Below are 15,980 nucleotides of genomic sequence, written 5' to 3' on the forward strand. Positions count from 1 at the left end.
GCCTGCGATTTTGTCGCCGTTGCGGAGGCGAGGGCGGGCGTGCTAAGCGCCACGCGCCTGGCGCGGCCAGTGCGCAAGACGTGAAGGATATCGAGGGCATACCTGCCTTCTACGCCCATGACCGACACTGCCGCCGCCCAGTCTCCGACACCCGACATGCGTTCGGAGCCTCACGCTTCCCACGGCGGCATCGTCACGCTTGCCGTGTCGGCGATCGGCATCGTGTTCGGCGATATCGGTACGTCTCCCCTGTATGCCTTTCGCGAGACGTTCGCCGGCCACCACAAACTGGCGCACGGGCCTGCAGAGATCGTCGGCGTGCTCAGCCTGATCTTCTGGTCGATGATGATCGTGGTCACGCTGAAATATGTCGCCGTGATCATGCGCGCGGACAACAAGGGCGAGGGTGGCAGCCTGGCGCTGCTCGCGCTGATCAATCGCAAGAACGAGCGCAGCGGCCCCCGCAAATGGACGGCCGGGATCATTCTGCTCGGCGTCTTCGCCTGCGCGCTCTTTTACGGCGACAGCATGATCACGCCTGCGATCTCGGTGCTGTCGGCGGTCGAAGGCCTGACGACGGTGCAATCGAGCTTCGAGCCGTTCGTTCTGCCGATCGCGGTCGGCATCCTCGTCGGCCTGTTCACCATCCAGTCGGTCGGCACCGCGCGGGTCGGGGCTTTTTTCGGCCCGATCATGCTGGCCTATTTCCTTACCCTCTCGGTGCTCGGGATCATCCACATCGTCGATCGACCGATGATCATCCTCGAGACGATCAATCCGCTGAACGCGATCAATTTCTTCATCATCGATGGCTGGGCGGCCTTCCTGGCCCTCGGCTCGGTCGTCCTCGCCGTGACCGGTGCGGAGGCATTGTATGCCGACATGGGCCATTTCGGCCGCAAGCCGATCGGTGTGTCCTGGCTGTTCTTCGTCATGCCCAGCCTGATGCTGAACTATATGGGGCAGGGCGCGATGATCCTGACGCTCGATCCGGCGATTGCCGACGAGACGATCAAGAATCCGTTCTTCCTGCTTGCGCCGGAGGCGTTCCGCCTTCCGCTCGTCATCCTGGCGACGCTCGCCACCATTATCGCCAGCCAGGCGGTGATTTCCGGCGCCTTCTCGGTAACGCAGCAGGCGATCCAGCTCGGCTTCATCCCGCGCCTCCGGATCCTGCACACCAGCGCCTCCGCCGCCGGCCAGATCTACATCCCGGTGATCAACTGGGCGCTCATGGTGATGGTGATCCTGCTCGTCCTGTTCTTCCAGAATTCCAGCAGCCTTGCCGCCGCTTATGGCATCGCCGTCACCGGGGCGATGTTCATCGACAGCTGTCTGCTGACCGTCGTCCTGTTCTCGCTGTGGAACTGGCGTCCGATTTTCGCGGTGCCGTTGCTGGCCCTCTTCTTCATGGTCGACATCGCCTATTTCGCGGCCAATCTCACCAAGGTGCCCGACGGCGGCTGGTTCCCGTTGCTGATCGGCCTCATCGCCTTCACCCTGCTGACCACCTGGGCGCGTGGCCGCCAGTTGATGCTGGCGCGCATGCGGGAGGCATCGATGCCGGTCGAGATCTTCGTCAAATCGGCCGCCAGCAGCGCCACGCGGGTGCCCGGCACAGCGGTGTTCATGACCACCACCCCCGACGGCGTGCCACATGCGCTGCTGCACAACCTGAAGCACAACAAGGTTCTGCACGACCGGGTGATGCTGCTCACCGTCAAGATCGAGGATGTGCCGTTCGTGGAGGAGGGCAGGCGCTTCGATCTCACCGATCTGGGCAGCGGCTTCTACCGGCTCGTCCTGCGTTTCGGGTTCATGCAGGAATCCGATGTGCCGGCGGCGCTCGCCAGGGTCGAGACCTGCGGACCGGCATTCAAGATGATGGACACGAGCTTCTTTCTTGCCCGGCAGACCCTGCTCGCCTCGGCGCGGCCGGGTATGTGGATCTGGCGCGAACGGCTGTTCGCCTGGATGCTGCGCAATGCGGAAAGCGCGATGGAATTTTTCAAGCTGCCGCCGAACCGAGTCGTCGAGCTCGGCAGCCAGGTGGAAATCTGAGTTTGAGCGGAGCGGCCGGCCCGGCGACCGCGCCGCTGATCGTGACCGCGCTGTTCGGCGACGGCGACAATGGCTGGCTTCAGGAGCTCCGGCGGGCGCATTTTCCCCCCGAGCGCAACCAGGTGCCGGCGCACCTCACACTGTTCCACCATCTGCCGCCGAGCGTCGCGCGCGAGCTCGACCAGCGGCTTGCCACGTACGCCGTGACGCCGCCTCCCCGGGCGACGATTGCGGGAATCATTGATCTGGGTGCCGGCACCGCACTGCGTGTCGACAGCGAAGAGCTGGAAGACATACGCCACGATCTTGCCGAGGGGCTAGGCGGCCTGCTCACGCCGCAGGATCAGGCGCCCTGGCGCCCGCACGTTACCATTCAGAACAAGGTTGAGCCGCGCGAGGCCAAGCGGCTGCAGCAACAGCTGCGCGCAACGTTCGCGCCGCGGCCGCTCGCCATTCGCGGTCTTGCGACCTGGCGCTACCTCGGGGGCCCGTGGGAGCCGCTCAAGACGCATGTCTTCCGAGGCTGAGATTGTCGCCCGATAAGGGGGCTCAATCCAGCTGGCCGACTCCGTCACAACTATAGTCGAAGGCGGCGAGGCCGGCTTCGAGGTGCGAGGCGAGCAGCGGCATGTCGAGCAACTCGTCGATGGCGCTTTCCGGATCGTTGTCGCTCGCCTCGGCAAAGGCGTCGTCCCACTCGCTGACGTCGAACGTGCCGCGCCCGACCCAGGCGAGCGCCAGCGTCTCCGAAAGCTGGTCGTCGGCAAGATCGTCCAGAGTGGCGCGCAGCTCCTCCTCGACGTCGTTCAGCTCGTCTTCCAGCGTGGACAGCGCACCGGCGCCGCTGTCGTCGTCGAAATCGTCGACATTGTCCGCGTCCTCGTCCGGATCCTGCGCCGGTACCTGGGCTTCGTTCTCACGCGCGCGGATGATGATCCGGCAGAGTGTCTCGAGAGGAGTCAACAATTCCATCGCCACGTCTCCATTTTCGCCCGGCTAACGACAAGAGGGGCAGCGGAGTTCCCGAACGTTCCGGTAGGGAAAGGATATAGGATCCGAATCGGTGCGTTTCGCGAGACGAATCGAGGCTTCCTCACCTCCGCCGAAGCCTTGAACGACGACTTGCGAGAGCCCAGTTGACGCTGCGCGAGGCCGTGCCTATAGCCCCGCCACGCCCGCTGCCGAGCAGCGGGGCGACGCCTTGGGGCGGAGTAGCTCAGCTGGTTAGAGCAGCGGAATCATAATCCGCGTGTCGGGGGTTCAAGTCCCTCCTCCGCTACCATGAAAAAGCCGGGAAGCCGAATGGCTTGCCGGTATTTTCCGATCGGTGCACGACGACCCTGCTTGCTGTCTCGGCCCGGTGGTAGTGTGCCGGCTGCGGGCGGTCGATCTCTAAGCAGGCCTCACGACCGGCGGCTGGTAAGCCTCGCCGCTGCGGACGAAGGCGACGTCGAGTTCGAGAAGGCGGCACGCCTGCCAGTCGAACCCGTTCTCCTTGGCCATGCCGATTTCGAAGCCATGATCCGCCATCCAGCTGACCATCTCCATAAGTGATTTCTGGCCATCGTAGAGGATTCTCAGCGGCAGCTCCATCTGCACCGCGCAGACGCGGGCCAGGCAGTCGCCCGTGCCTTGAAGCACCTCGAATTCGAAGCCTTGGGTATCGACCTTCAAATAGGTGGTGTCCGTGAGCGTTCCCGGATGCTCCGCAAAGAATTCGTCGAGGCGGATAACGCGCACCTTTTCGCGCCGTTCGGGCGTGGCGCCGACAAATTTGGCATTGGTGTAGTCGCTGGGAGCCTTGAAGGAGCTAAAGACGTCGGCTTGGGTGATGAGGATTTCCAGCTCGCCCGGGGCATCTCCGACGCCAAGCTGATATGCGTCCCAAAGGGGATCCGCGGCAGCACGCGCTGCAAGTCCGGCAAATGCAGCAGATCCTGGTTCGAACGAGATGATTCGACCCGCATAACCCCGTTCGCGCAGTTCCTCTCCGAACTGGCCATTATTGGCGCCAACGTCGATCACGGTGTCGACATTCTCGCGGCGCATCAGGTCCACGAATGAAGGATGGTGGATCCGCTCCAACCCCACGGCACGCAACGCCTGCCGCGCAATTCCTCGTACTTTATCCATCCAAGACTCCAGTAATCGGCGTCGCCGCAAGGAAGCTAGCCTCATGATGTGCCGGGGCCTTGCCTCGGGGCACGCGATGCTGCGCGGCGATGACCGGAGACTCTCGGCTCAAGGCGCGACGCGGAGCCTGGCGGCTCCTGTGTCGTGAACATTGAACAAAGCGCTCTTTGCCTGAGGCGCCATCGCATCGGCGGCGAGCGGGCATGCTGGCACAGCAAGTATCGGCGACAGCAACGCGGAGGCGGCGGAGACTCCCGCGATACGAACGCTCATTGCGGCCTCTCCAGAAACGTTGGAGTGAAGTCTACGCGGCCGCCGAACTGGGCGCAATGGTCATGGTCCTGCTCCGCTCAATCCGCGGTGATCGCGACCGCGCCGAGCAGGCCCGAAGCCCCGCCCGCCGGCGCTTCGACGATCAACACGATGGTCCGCGCGCCCGGACCTGCGGGCAGTCCTGCAGTCAGAGGCGCCGGGCCGGCATCCTGCTTGCTCGCGAGCTTCACCCCGTCGACCCACAGCTCCGCGCGCCCGCCCACGCCATCGAAGTGGAGCGTTCCGCCCCGGGTGGCCACTTTCTTCCACGGCATGACACGGCTCCGATAGACCCGCCACCCGGCCTGAGCCTCGGCGGGCGTTGCGAGGCCGCTTCGCACGAGGTCCCAGCTGTTATTATCGCCGTCGGGGGGCGCTAGCGTCGGTGCCGGTCGCTCGATCAATCGCGGCGATCGGCGCCATTCGCGAACCTCGAACTTCGCGGCAATTGCCGGCACCTGCGGACGCGGCATGATGTCCGCACGATCGATGATCAAGGTGGCGGACTTCAGCCGGTCGGCCGAAGCCTTGATCACGATCCGGCCGCGCCCGGTACCGGCGCGGACGATGATCTGGGCGAGACCGTTGAACAGGGACCGGGCGCCGCTGCCGGCGGCGACCCGTTCGGGCTCATGGCTGTTGGGATCCCCGTTGCCCACTCCGAGGATGGTCGCACCTTCGACGGAGAAGCGGGTCGCCAGATTGGCAGTAGGAACGTGGCGTCCCTTGGCATCGACGGCGTCGATCGTCACCGCCTGTGCATCCTCGTCATCCCCGGCCATCACGCTGCGCGCCGGGGTAAGCCGCAAGGCGACCGGCGCGCCGGCGGTCTCATGGACGGCGCGGGCAACCTGCTTGCCGCCGCGCAACGCCACGGCTTCGATCCGGCCGGGCGCGTAAGGCACGGTCCATTCGTTGCCCATGATCCGATCGACGTTCTGGACGCCGAGATCGCGGCCGTTGAGGCGCAGGGACACGCGCTCCGCATTGCTGCTGACGAAGACCTTGATCGGCTGGCCCTCCCGGCCGGGCCAGGTCCAGTGCGGCGCGATCGCCACAACCGGCCGATCGTCGATCCAGTGGGCACGATGGATGTCGAAAGCGGTCTTCGGGAAGCCGCACAGATCCAGGATCCCGAAGAAGCTGGAAATGGTTGGCCAGTCGTGCGGCGTCGGTTCGCCATGATAATCGAACCCGGTCCAGACGAAGCCGCCGGCAACGTACGGCCGATCCGCGATCTGCTTCCAGGTGTCGCGGTGGGTACCGCCCCAACTCGCCGCCTCCTCGTCATAGGAGGTGATCACATGCCCGGCCTTGTCGGTGGCGAAAGCGCCGCGCGTTTCGAACGCACTGGTATCCTCCGAGCTGGTCATCGGCTTTTCAGGATTGAGCTGGTGGAACTTGTCGTAATCGGCCTGATAATAATTAAACCCCATGACATCGACGACGGTCGAAACATTCGCGGGATTGTAGAAGGCGCCGTTCATCGCCGCGGTGATTGGCCGGCTGCGATCGAGCCGGTGGACCGCCGCCGACATGCGCCGGACCATCTCGACGCCGGCCTCGGTGCCCTGCATCGGCTCCTCGTTGAACACCGACCACAGGATCACACTGGGATGATTGCGGTCGCGCCGCACCAGCCATTCGAGCTGGGCGAGGTAGTCGGGGGCGGGATTGAAGTTGCGATTCTCGTCCATCACGAGGAAACCCATCCGGTCGCACCAGTCGAGCAATTCTCCGGTCGGGGCATTGTGTGACATCCGGATCGCATTGCACCCCATCGCCTTCAGCCGCTCCAGCCGCCACGCCATAAGCGAGTCCGGAATTGCCACGCCGACTCCGGCGTGATCCTGGTGGAGGCACACGCCCTTGAGCTTGACCTGCTTGCCGTTGACGAACAGCCCCTTGTCCGGATCGAAGCGGATGGTGCGGAAGCCTATCGCGGTCCGGCGCTCGTCGATCGCGACGGCGGCCCGGAGCACGCGGGTACGGACGGTGTAGAGGGTGGGGGTCTCCACGGACCACAGGCCGGGGCTCCCCGGATCAAGCGCGAGCTGCGCCTCGGCCTTGTCGAGCGTCGGAACGGTGACATCGGCGCGAGCCGCCGAAATTTCGCGCCCGTCGGGGCCGAGCAGAACTGCCTCGACGGTGATCGCCGCCGACGCGCGTTCGATGTTGCCGAGGGTGACGGTGACCGGAACCTGCCATCGGCCGTCAGTGCCTTGCTCCGGGGTGCAATGAACCCCGTCGGTGACGATCGCGACCGGCGCGCGGCGGACCAGCCAAGCGTGGCGGTAGAGACCGGCTCCTTCATACCACCAGCCCTCCTTGGCGTCGGCGTCGACGCGGATCGCGATCACATTCTCCTCATCTCCGAAGCGGGCGAACGGAGTCAGGTCGACATGGATGCTGTTATAGCCCGACCAATTGTGGGCAACGACGCTGCCATTCACCCAGATCGTCGCATTGGTTGCGATCCCGTCGAAATGGAGTTCGATCGTCTTCCCTCGATCCGCCGGATCTAGCTGCAGGATGCGCCGATACCAGCCGATGCCGCGGCGCCGGTAGCCTTGAGAGACGTTCGCAGTCTTCTCGAAGGGCTGGGCGGCGGCCCAATCGTGGGGCAAGCGAATCTCGGCCCATTCGCTGTCGTCGTACAGCATAGCCGCGGCGCCAAGGGCGTTACCGGCCTTCACGCTCAGATAGGTCTCGTTATGGCCTTGCGGCTCAGGTGTCGCAATGTCCCCTTCATGGAAGCGCCAGCCGAGCTCGAGCAGAGTGCGGGACGGATCCGTTTCCGCCAGGCGCGGCGGCAGGTGGCGCTCGGCGGGGGGCATCGGAAAACCGTCGCTGCCGCGGCTGATGCCGGCGCTGGCGCTGCGTGCGGGCTGGACCCCGATCAACGCGCCTGCGCTGGCGCTGCCGAGAAGAAGTTCGCGTCGGTTCACTGGAAAGGCTCCGCTGAGGCCGTGGCGGCCACCATCAAGATAAACAGGATTAGACGTCGCTCAGTTCGGCCACGAAATCATAAGCGTCGCCGCGATAATAAGAACGGGTGACCTCGGCCGGGCGGCCATCGCGCAGGAAGGCGCGGCGTTCGATCAACAAGCCCGCGTGGCCCGGGTCCACACCCAGCATGCGCGCATGATCCCCGCCGAACGGCACCGCCCGGAGCCGCTGAATGGCGCGCACCGGCCGGCTTCCGGCTTTCTCGAGCGCGGCATAAAGCGAGTTCTTCACCGCGCTGACGGAGGGCAGGCAATAGCCCGCGAGGGTGGTGAATTCGAGCGCCATCGGTTCATCGTCGGCAAAGCGGATCCGAGCAAACCGCAGCACCGACGCGGTCGGGGAGAGACCGAGCATCAGCGCCTCTTCCGGGTTGACCTGGCCGGCGGCACGCGAGATCCAGCTGCTGCTTGCCGTTCGACCGCGCGCCGCCATGTCCTCGGTGAAGGAGGAGAGCTTCGAAAAACTCTTCTCAACCCGGCCGGCGACGAAGGTTCCGGCGCCCCGGCGGCGGGTGAGCAAGCCATCCTCGACGAGCCCGCCGATCGCCTTGCGCACCGTGATGCGGGAGATGTCATATTCGATCGCAAGCTCCCGCTCCGGAGGAATTGCGTCACCCTGATTGAGTATGTTGGTGTCGATTGCGTCGCGGATGAGCTGCTGCAATTGCAGGTAAAGCGGCGCGGGATTGTTCTCCCGGAAATGGCCAACCTGATCCGAAAAGGTCATCGATCCTCCCCCGGCGTGCCCCTCCCGCCGCTGCCCCGTTACTGAATGCTACCGGAAGGCGCGACGAGCGGCAACGGAGTCGCGCTGGATCTATATTGGTATTGGCGGTGCCGTAAAGCCGTGCGCCAAATGGTCGCAGGAATGGCTGAAATTACAGATATCGTATACCAGACCCTTGTCGAGAATGACTTACATTGGTTACACGCCCGCCGGCGCCGCAAGCAAGCGGCAAAGGCGGGAGCTCGAAAATGGATTTACTCTGGGCGCGCAAGCTCGCGGCGGCGAGCGGAATGGCAATGCTGCTCGCCTCGTCCGCGTGGGCGGCGCCCCTTGACCGCATTTCGCTCGACGGCGCCTGGGAGATACGGGTCGATCCCAGGGATGCTGATGCCGCCAAGGCGCACCCGCGCGAGGCCGTCTGGTTCCCCGCCCGCGTGCCGGGCAGCGTTCAGCAGGATCTGATCGCGGCCGAGCGCGCGCCCGATCCGTTCAAGGGCATCAACGAAGCACCGATCCAGTGGGCGGGGCTGAGCGGCTGGCAATATCGCCGGGTGATCGAGGTCAGCCCGGAGATGCTCGCACGCGATCATCTCGAACTCGTCTTCGATGGCCTGGACACGTTCGCGACCGTGTCGGTCAACGGCACCGACCTGCTTACCACCGGCAATGCGCACCGGCGTTGGCGGGTCGACGCCAAGCCGGTGCTGAAGGCCGGGCGAAACGAACTCGTCATCGCCTTCGCATCGCCGATCCGGACCCTGCAGCCCAAGGTGCTCGCCGAAGCCAATTCCTTGCCGGGCGAATATGAATCGGCGTTCGGCGACGAGCCCAAGGGCAAGCAGACATCGCCCTACATCCGCAAACCCAAATATCATTACGGCTGGGATTGGGGCCCGCGTCTGGTCGCGACCGGCATCTGGCGTCCGGCGCGGCTCGAGGCCTGGGACAATGCCCGGATCGATGGACTCCGGATCGAGCAGGAAGCGCTCAACGACTTCGAGGCGCGGCTGGTCGCGCGCTACCGCATCGTCGCCGACCAGGACGGCGAAGTCCGACTGCGCACGACGCTGACCGCTCCGAACGGATCCTCGCAGAATGTCGAGCGGGTCGCACGGCTTGCCGCCGGCATCAACGATGTCAGCGTGCCGATGACCGTCACTGCGCCACGCCGCTGGTGGCCGACCGGCTATGGCGATCAGCCGCTTTACAAGATCACGGGTGCGCTCGCCGATGCCGACAGCGTCAATGATCGCGTCGATCGGACGATAGGGCTCCGCACGGTCGAGCTGATCCGCAAGGACGGCAGCTTCGGCTTCAAGGTGAACGGCGTGCCGATCTTTGCCAAGGGCGCCAATCTGATCCCGTTCGACATGTTCCCAGCGCGGGTCGGGTCGGAGCAGATGCGGCAGATCGTCGAGAGCGCGCGCGATGCCAACATGAACATGATCCGCGTCTGGGGCGGCGGCTACTATCTCGACGATGCATTCTACGACATCGCCGATGAACTCGGCATGATGGTGTGGCAGGATTTCATGTTCGGCGGCGCGGTGACTCCGCCCGATGCCGACTTCCGCCACGACGTCCAGATCGAGGCGGAGGAGCAGGTCGAGCGGCTGCAACCGCATCCGTCGGTCATCGTGTGGGCCGGCAACAACGAGGTTCTCTCCGGCTGGGAGAATTGGTCCGATCGCAAGGCGTTCAAGAAGCGGGTCGGCGCCGACGAGCAGGAGCGGATCGGCGTCGGCATGGCCGTGCTGTTCGATCGCGTGCTGCGTGATGCCGTGATCACCCGCGCGCCGGGTATTCCCTATTGGCCGGGCTCGCCTTCGACCGATTATGAAGGTCCGACCGACACCGACAAGGATGGCGATCGCCATTTCTGGGACGTTTGGTCCGGATCGAAGCCGGTGGAGCGCTATCTCGACACCTGTCCGCGCTTCATGTCCGAATATGGCTTCCAGGCGATGCCCGACATGTCGACGATCCGCGGCTTTGCCGGAAAGGCGCCGCTGACGATCGACAGCCCGGTGCTGAAGGCGCACCAGAAATTCCTCGCCGGAGAGGGCAATGAGCGCCTTGGCATGTATCTCGATCAGCGGCTGCGGCCGGCGCGCGATTTCGGCGACCTCGTCTACCTGACCCAGGTCAACCAGGCGCAGGCGATCGACATGGCGGCCCGCCATCATCGCGCCTGCCGGCCGGTGACGATGGGATCGCTTTACTGGCAGCTCAACGACACCTGGCCGGCAATTTCGTGGGCAAGCATCGACTATGAGGGGCAATGGAAGCTGCTCCATCATGCCGCCAAGCGCTTCTTCGCGCCCCAGGCGATCGTCACCGAGCACAAGAACGGCGCGACTCGGGTGGCGATCGTGTCCGATGCGACGACGCCGGTACAGGCGGAATGGCGGATCGCCGGCTTCGACATGGCGGGTAAATCGCTCGGCACGAGGCGCGAGGCGGTCACGCTCGAGCCGCTCAGCGCCCGCGACGTGGCGACGATCGCCGATTCAGATCTGTTCTCCGAGGCCGATGCCACTGCGAGCTACGCCGTGGCCGAATTGCTGATCGATGGCCGCAGCGTGTCGCGCACCATCGTCGAGCGCGTCCTTCCCAAGGACATGGCCTATGCCGCGCCGGGCCTCTCCGCGCGCTGGCAAGGCAAGCAGGTGACGATCACGGCAAAGGCGCTGGCACGCGCGGTGATGCTCGATTTCGGCGATGTCGCGGCGCAGCCGAGCGACGACGGCTTCGATCTGCTGCCGGGCGAAAGCGTCACCATCGACATAAGGTCCGAAGCGCCCGCAGCCGCGCTGCGGCGCGCGCTGACCCTTCGCACGCTAGGACCGCAAGCATGATCCCGTTCCTGCTCCTCGCCGCAGCCGCGCCGGACCCGCAGGCGGTCTCCGCGGCGATTGCGACGATGACCATCGAAGAGAAAGCCGCACAGCTGCAGAGCAGCGCGCCGGCGGATGCGGATGCGGGGCTACCCGCCTACGATTGGTGGAACGAAGGCCTGCACGGCCTCGCCCGAAATGGTCATGCGACGGTGTTCCCGCAGGCGATCGGACTTGCGGCGACCTGGGACGTGGACCTGCTCGGCAAGGTTGGCGACGTCATCGCCACTGAGGCACGCGCCAAGTTCAACGCGAAGCCCGCAGCGGCCGATCGGCGGATCTACGAGGGGCTGACGATCTGGTCCCCCAACATCAACATCTTCCGCGATCCGCGCTGGGGACGGGGGCAGGAAACCTATGGCGAGGATCCGTATCTGACGGGCGCGCTCGGCGTCGCCTTCATCCGCGGGCTGCAGGGCCCCGACCCCGACCATCCCAAGGTTATCGCGACCCCGAAGCACTTCCTGGTCCATAGCGGGCCGGAGGCGGGCCGCGACGGCTTCGATGTCGATCCGAGCCCCCAGGATCTCGAATCCACCTATCTGCCGGCGTTCCGGATGGCGGTGACCGAGGGCAAGGCGCGTTCGCTGATGTGCGCCTACAATTCGCTCCACGGCACGCCGGCCTGTGCGCTATCCGAATTGATGAACACGCGCCTGCGCCGGGATTGGGGGTTCAACGGCTTCACGGTTTCGGATTGCGACGCCGTCGCCAACATCCATCTGTTCCACCATTATCGCCTCGACGGTGCGGCCGCAGCGGCAGCCGCGCTGAGGGGCGGCACCGACCTCAATTGCGGCTCCGCTTACGCCGCGCTGCCCCAGGCCATGGAGCGGGGGCTGGTCAGCGAGGCCGAAATCGACACCGCGCTCGGCCGCGCGCTCGGTGCCCGGCAGGCGCTCGGCACGATCCTCGGCGGAACAAGCCCGTGGACCGCGGTGAAGTCGACCGATATCGGCATTGCCAGGCATCAGGCCCTGGCCCTCGAGGCGGCCCGCAAGGCGATCGTCCTGCTCAAGAACGATGCCGGCCGGCTGCCGCTCAAAGCCGGCAGCCGGATTGCGGTGATCGGCGCCGATGCCGACGATCTCGGTGTCATCGAGGGCAATTATCACGGCACCGCCAAGGCGCCCGTTACTCCGCTGGACGGGATCCGCCGTCAGTTCGGCGCCGCCAACGTTCGCTATGCGCAAGGGTCGGTGCTCGCCGACGGCGCGCCGGTGGTGATCCCCGAGACCGCCTTCGAGGCCGACGGCCGCCCGGGTCTTCGCGCAGAGTATTTTGCCGGTCCGTCGGTCACCGGATCCCCGGTGGCGGTGCGGCAGGATCGCCGGATCGACTTCAACTACACAAGGGTCGCGCCGTTGCCGCAGCTCGATCCCAAGGGGTTCGCGGTGCGCTGGTCGGGTGCGCTGGTGCCGCCGGGACCGGGCCGCTACACGCTCGCGATCGACATTCCCGCCTGCTGGAAGGATTGCAGCACGCATGATTCGGTGCGGCTGTGGATCGACGGTAAGCCACTCCACGATGGCGCGCTCGGAAAGACCCGGGTGGAAATTCCGTTCAACAGCGATGGACGTCGCCACGACCTGCGCCTCGAACTCGATCATCGCAGCGAGGACGAGGGCCTGCGCCTGATGTGGCTACCCCCCGCCGAGCCGATGCTCCGGCAGGCGGTGCGCACGGCGGAGCAGGCGGACGTCGTTGTCGCCGTGCTGGGCCTGTCGCCGGATCTGGAAGGGGAGGCGCTGTCGGTGACGGTGCCCGGCTTCGTCGGCGGCGACCGCACCGACATCGCTTTGCCGCTCGTACAGCAGCGGCTGCTGCAGGCACTACGGGACACCGGCAAGCCGGTGGTGCTGGTGCTGACCAGCGGCAGCGCGGTGGCGGTGGATCCGGCTATGGCCGATGCGATCCTTGCCGCCTGGTATCCGGGCGAGGCGGGCGGCACGGCGATCGCCGAGACCCTTGCCGGCCTCAACAATCCGTCGGGCCGGCTGCCGATCACCTTCTACAAGGGGACATCGGACCTGCCGGCCTTCGTCGATTACGGGATGAAGGAGCGGACCTACCGGTTCTTCACCGGCGCGCCCCTGTGGGGATTTGGCCACGGCCTCAGCTACACGAATTTCGCCTATGCGCGGCCGCAGGCGACGGCCAGCAGCACAAGCGCGCCGGTCGACGTGAGCGTGCGAGTTCGGAATGCCGGAACGCGGGCAGGGGATGAGGTCGTCCAGGCGTATCTGGTGCCCCCCGCAGGCGAACGGGGTAGCCTCACCACCCCGGTTCTCCAGCGCCAGCTTGTCGGCTTTCGCCGTGTAACGCTTGGCGCGGGTAAGGCCGAGACCCTGCGCTTCACCCTCGATCCGCGCGCCCTCAGCAGCGTCACCCGCGACGGCACCCGCCGCGTCGTACCCGGCACATATCGTCTCTGGCTCGGCGGCGGCCAGCCCGGAGACGGGCCCGGCGCCTGGACCGAGTTCGCACTGACCGGAGACGCACAGGAATTGCCGAAGTGATCCTCAGCCGACGTCAGCTTCTCGCGTCCAGCGCCATCGGGGTGGTCGCCGGCGCGCTCCCCGCCGCCGCGACCAATCCGCCCAGCCGCTCCGCGCCGAACCTGTTCATCGGCACCGGCGGCCATGGCCATACCTATCCGGGCCCCACGATGCCGTTCGGGATGGTCCAGCTGGGGCCGGACACCGATGTCGAACGCTGGGACGCATGTTCCGGTTATCACCGGACCGATACCTCGATCATCGGCTTTTCCCACACCCACCTGTCCGGAACCGGCATCGGCGACCTGCTCGATGTCCTCGTCGCCCCTGGACGAGGTCCGGTCCAGCTCCAGCGCGGAACGCTCGACGATCCGGACAGCGGCTATCGTCAGCGTTTCTCCGGCGAGCATGCCGAACCCGGCTACTATCGCGTGGCGCTGGAGAACGGTGTCCAGGCGGAGCTTTCCGTCACCGATCGGGTCGGATGGCATCGGTATGGCTTTCCGGCCGGCCCCGGACATCTGCTGATCGATCTTTCCCATCTATTCGCCGATTCCCGGCCGAGCGCGCCGCTGATCGACGCGGCGTGGATGGACGTCGATGCCGCCGGGACGCTGACCGGAAGCCGGCGGACGTTCCGCTGGGCCAAGGGGCGCCGGATCTTCTTCGCGATGCAGCTGTCGCGCCGCCCGGACCGTATCACCTTTTACGGGGACGGCGATGCCGCGCAACCGCCGGGGACGAATCGTGTGGCCGGGCGCCGGCTCAAGGCCGTGCTGCACTATGACGATGCCGGCGCGGCTCCGATTGTGGTGCGTTGCGCCCTCTCGGGGGTGAATGCGGAAGGCGCCCGCGCCAATCTTGCCGCGGAAGCACGGAGCTGGAATTTCGACGCGGTGCGCGGCCGCGCGATCCGCGCCTGGAACGCGGCGCTGGGAACCGTGCGGGTCGAAGGCGGTACGGCCGATCAGCGCACCATCCTTGCCTCGTCTCTCTACCACTCGCAGCTGGCGCCGACACTCTTTTCGGATGTCGACGGGCGCTATCCCGGGCTGGACGGCAAGACCCACCAGGTTCGGCAAGGCGGCGCGGCGTTCAGCACCTATTCGCTGTGGGACACCTATCGCGGGCAGCATCCGCTGCTGACCCTGATCGCGCCCGATCGCGCCAAAATGCTGGTCGACGACCTGATCCGGCAGACTGCCCAGTCACCTTACGGGCCGCTGGTCTGGCCGCTGCAGGGCAAGGAGACCGGGACGATGATAGGCTGGCACGGCGTGGTGCCGCTCGCCGAGGCGCAGGCCAAGGGAGTCCCGGCGGATTATGCGGCGGCCTGGCCGGCGATCCGGCGGCGCAGCTTCGACTTCACGGCGCCGGACAAGGAGAACAGCCTCGGCCGGGATCTCTATGATGCGCTCGGCTATGTGCCCGCCGACAAGGTCAACGAAAGCGTCAGCCGTACCCAGGAATATGCCTATGACGACTGGGCGTCGGCACATCTGGCGCGCGCGGCAGGGGCGGACGCCGAGGCTGCGCGTCTGCTTGCGCGTTCGGCCAATTGGCGCAACGTGATCGATCCGGCGGCCGGTTTCGCCCGTCCGCGCTTCGCCGACGGAACATGGTGGAAGGCCTTCGACCCGATCCTGCTCGGCCACATGCCCAAGCCCGATTGGCGCGATTACACGGAAGCCAATGGATGGCAGGCGACATTCCTCAACCAGCACGACATCTATGGGCTAATCGCCCATCTGGGCGGCGACGCCAAATTCGAGGCGAAGCTCGATGCGCTGTTCACCGCGCCCTCGTTGCTTCCGGAGAGTGCGCCGCCCGACATCGCCGGCCTGGTCGGCCAATATGCGCATGGCAACGAGCCAGGCCAGCATGTGCCCTATCTCTACGCCTTCGTCGGCGCGCCGTGGAAGACCCAGGCAATGGTCCGGCGCCTGTGCACCGAAATGTATCGCAACGATCCGGACGGTATCATCGGCAATGACGATTGCGGGCAGATGAGCGCCTGGTTCGTCTTCTCGGCGCTGGGCTTCTATCCGGTCGATCCGGTGGAGGCAGCCTATGTCTTCGGTTCGCCTTTGTTCGAACGCGCGCAGGTGATGCTGGGCGGCGGACGCAAGCTCGTCATTGAAGCGCCGGGCAACCGGCCGGAGACGCCCTACGTCGCTGCCGTCGAATGGAACGGACGGCCGTTGACTCGGAGCTGGATCGCCCACCGCGATCTCGTCGCCGGCGGCGCCCTGCGGTTCACCATGTCCAGCGTTCCGAACAAAGCCTTTGGCCGCGCGCCCGCCGACCGGCCGCCATCGTCCGGCCGCACACCTGCCTGAGAGGA

9 protein-coding genes and 1 tRNA gene are annotated in these 15,980 nt (G+C 65.9%); 6 read left to right on the forward strand and 4 right to left on the reverse strand.

Annotated features, from left to right (window positions below; all coding sequences use genetic code 11):
* Positions 1-156 precede the first annotated feature (156 nt).
* Together C7I55_RS14865 and C7I55_RS14870 are read left to right on the forward strand one after the other, a co-directional pair.
* A complete protein-coding gene (locus C7I55_RS14865) occupies positions 157-2,061 on the forward strand; it encodes a potassium transporter Kup (RefSeq protein WP_233222234.1) in 1,905 nt (634 codons plus the stop codon).
* 2 nt (positions 2,062-2,063) lie between these two features.
* Entirely contained in the window at positions 2,064-2,588 is a 525-nt protein-coding gene (locus C7I55_RS14870; protein ID WP_106513737.1) for a 2'-5' RNA ligase family protein, read from the forward strand.
* Between the two features lie 22 nt (positions 2,589-2,610).
* On the opposite strand, the gene C7I55_RS14875 is transcribed toward C7I55_RS14870, so the two are convergent.
* Entirely contained in the window at positions 2,611-3,033 is a 423-nt protein-coding gene (locus C7I55_RS14875) for a DUF3775 domain-containing protein (RefSeq protein WP_106513738.1), read from the reverse strand.
* A 233-nt stretch (positions 3,034-3,266) separates the two neighbouring features.
* Here C7I55_RS14875 and C7I55_RS14880 point away from each other — a divergent pair.
* Positions 3,267-3,343: transfer RNA gene (locus tag C7I55_RS14880), tRNA-Met, on the forward strand.
* Positions 3,344-3,453: 110 nt separating this feature from the next.
* Here C7I55_RS14880 and C7I55_RS14885 read toward each other — a convergent pair.
* The 3 genes from C7I55_RS14885 to C7I55_RS14895 all read right to left on the reverse strand — a co-directional run bounded on the left by C7I55_RS14885 (position 3,454) and on the right by C7I55_RS14895 (position 8,241).
* Positions 3,454-4,194 (reverse strand): FkbM family methyltransferase, encoded by a 741-nt coding sequence (locus C7I55_RS14885; protein ID WP_158266435.1) that lies wholly within the window; start codon positions 4,192-4,194, stop codon positions 3,454-3,456.
* 350 nt (positions 4,195-4,544) lie between these two features.
* Entirely contained in the window at positions 4,545-7,454 is a 2,910-nt protein-coding gene (gene galA, locus C7I55_RS14890) for a beta-galactosidase GalA (RefSeq protein WP_106513740.1), read from the reverse strand.
* Positions 7,455-7,503: 49 nt separating this feature from the next.
* A complete protein-coding gene (locus C7I55_RS14895; protein ID WP_106513741.1) occupies positions 7,504-8,241 on the reverse strand; it encodes a GntR family transcriptional regulator in 738 nt (245 codons plus the stop codon).
* A gap of 248 nt (positions 8,242-8,489) precedes the next feature.
* On the opposite strand from C7I55_RS14895, the gene C7I55_RS14900 reads away from it, so the two are divergent.
* From C7I55_RS14900 to C7I55_RS14910, 3 genes are read left to right on the forward strand one after another with little or no spacing between them, the layout of a single operon-like run.
* The gene (locus C7I55_RS14900) at positions 8,490-11,099 is read left to right on the forward strand and encodes a beta-mannosidase (RefSeq protein WP_408640608.1); all 2,610 of its coding nucleotides are present in this window, start codon (positions 8,490-8,492) and stop codon (positions 11,097-11,099) included.
* Positions 11,096-13,657: a glycoside hydrolase family 3 C-terminal domain-containing protein gene (locus tag C7I55_RS14905; RefSeq protein ID WP_106513742.1), complete on the forward strand. Its 2,562-nt coding sequence runs from the start codon at positions 11,096-11,098 to the stop codon at positions 13,655-13,657. Before C7I55_RS14900 ends, C7I55_RS14905 begins: the two co-directional genes overlap by 4 nt.
* Complete coding sequence (locus C7I55_RS14910) at positions 13,657-15,975, forward strand: GH92 family glycosyl hydrolase (protein ID WP_106513913.1); 2,319 nt, start codon at positions 13,657-13,659, stop codon at positions 15,973-15,975. The genes C7I55_RS14905 and C7I55_RS14910 overlap by 1 nt, the downstream gene beginning before the upstream one ends.
* Positions 15,976-15,980 lie beyond the last annotated feature (5 nt).

This window comes from Allosphingosinicella deserti (assembly GCF_003012735.1).
Lineage (GTDB): Bacteria > Pseudomonadota > Alphaproteobacteria > Sphingomonadales > Sphingomonadaceae > Allosphingosinicella > Allosphingosinicella deserti.

Coding starts and splice junctions, on each gene's coding strand:
- C7I55_RS14865 (WP_233222234.1), top strand. CDS start 157: ATGCGTTCGGAGCCTCACGCTTCCCACGGCGGCATCGTCACGCTTGCC.
- C7I55_RS14905 (WP_106513742.1), top strand. CDS start 11,096: ATGATCCCGTTCCTGCTCCTCGCCGCAGCCGCGCCGGACCCGCAGGCG.
- C7I55_RS14900 (WP_408640608.1), top strand. CDS start 8,490: ATGGATTTACTCTGGGCGCGCAAGCTCGCGGCGGCGAGCGGAATGGCA.
- C7I55_RS14875 (WP_106513738.1), bottom strand. CDS start 3,033: ATGGAATTGTTGACTCCTCTCGAGACACTCTGCCGGATCATCATCCGC.
- C7I55_RS14885 (WP_158266435.1), bottom strand. CDS start 4,194: ATGGATAAAGTACGAGGAATTGCGCGGCAGGCGTTGCGTGCCGTGGGG.
- C7I55_RS14895 (WP_106513741.1), bottom strand. CDS start 8,241: ATGACCTTTTCGGATCAGGTTGGCCATTTCCGGGAGAACAATCCCGCG.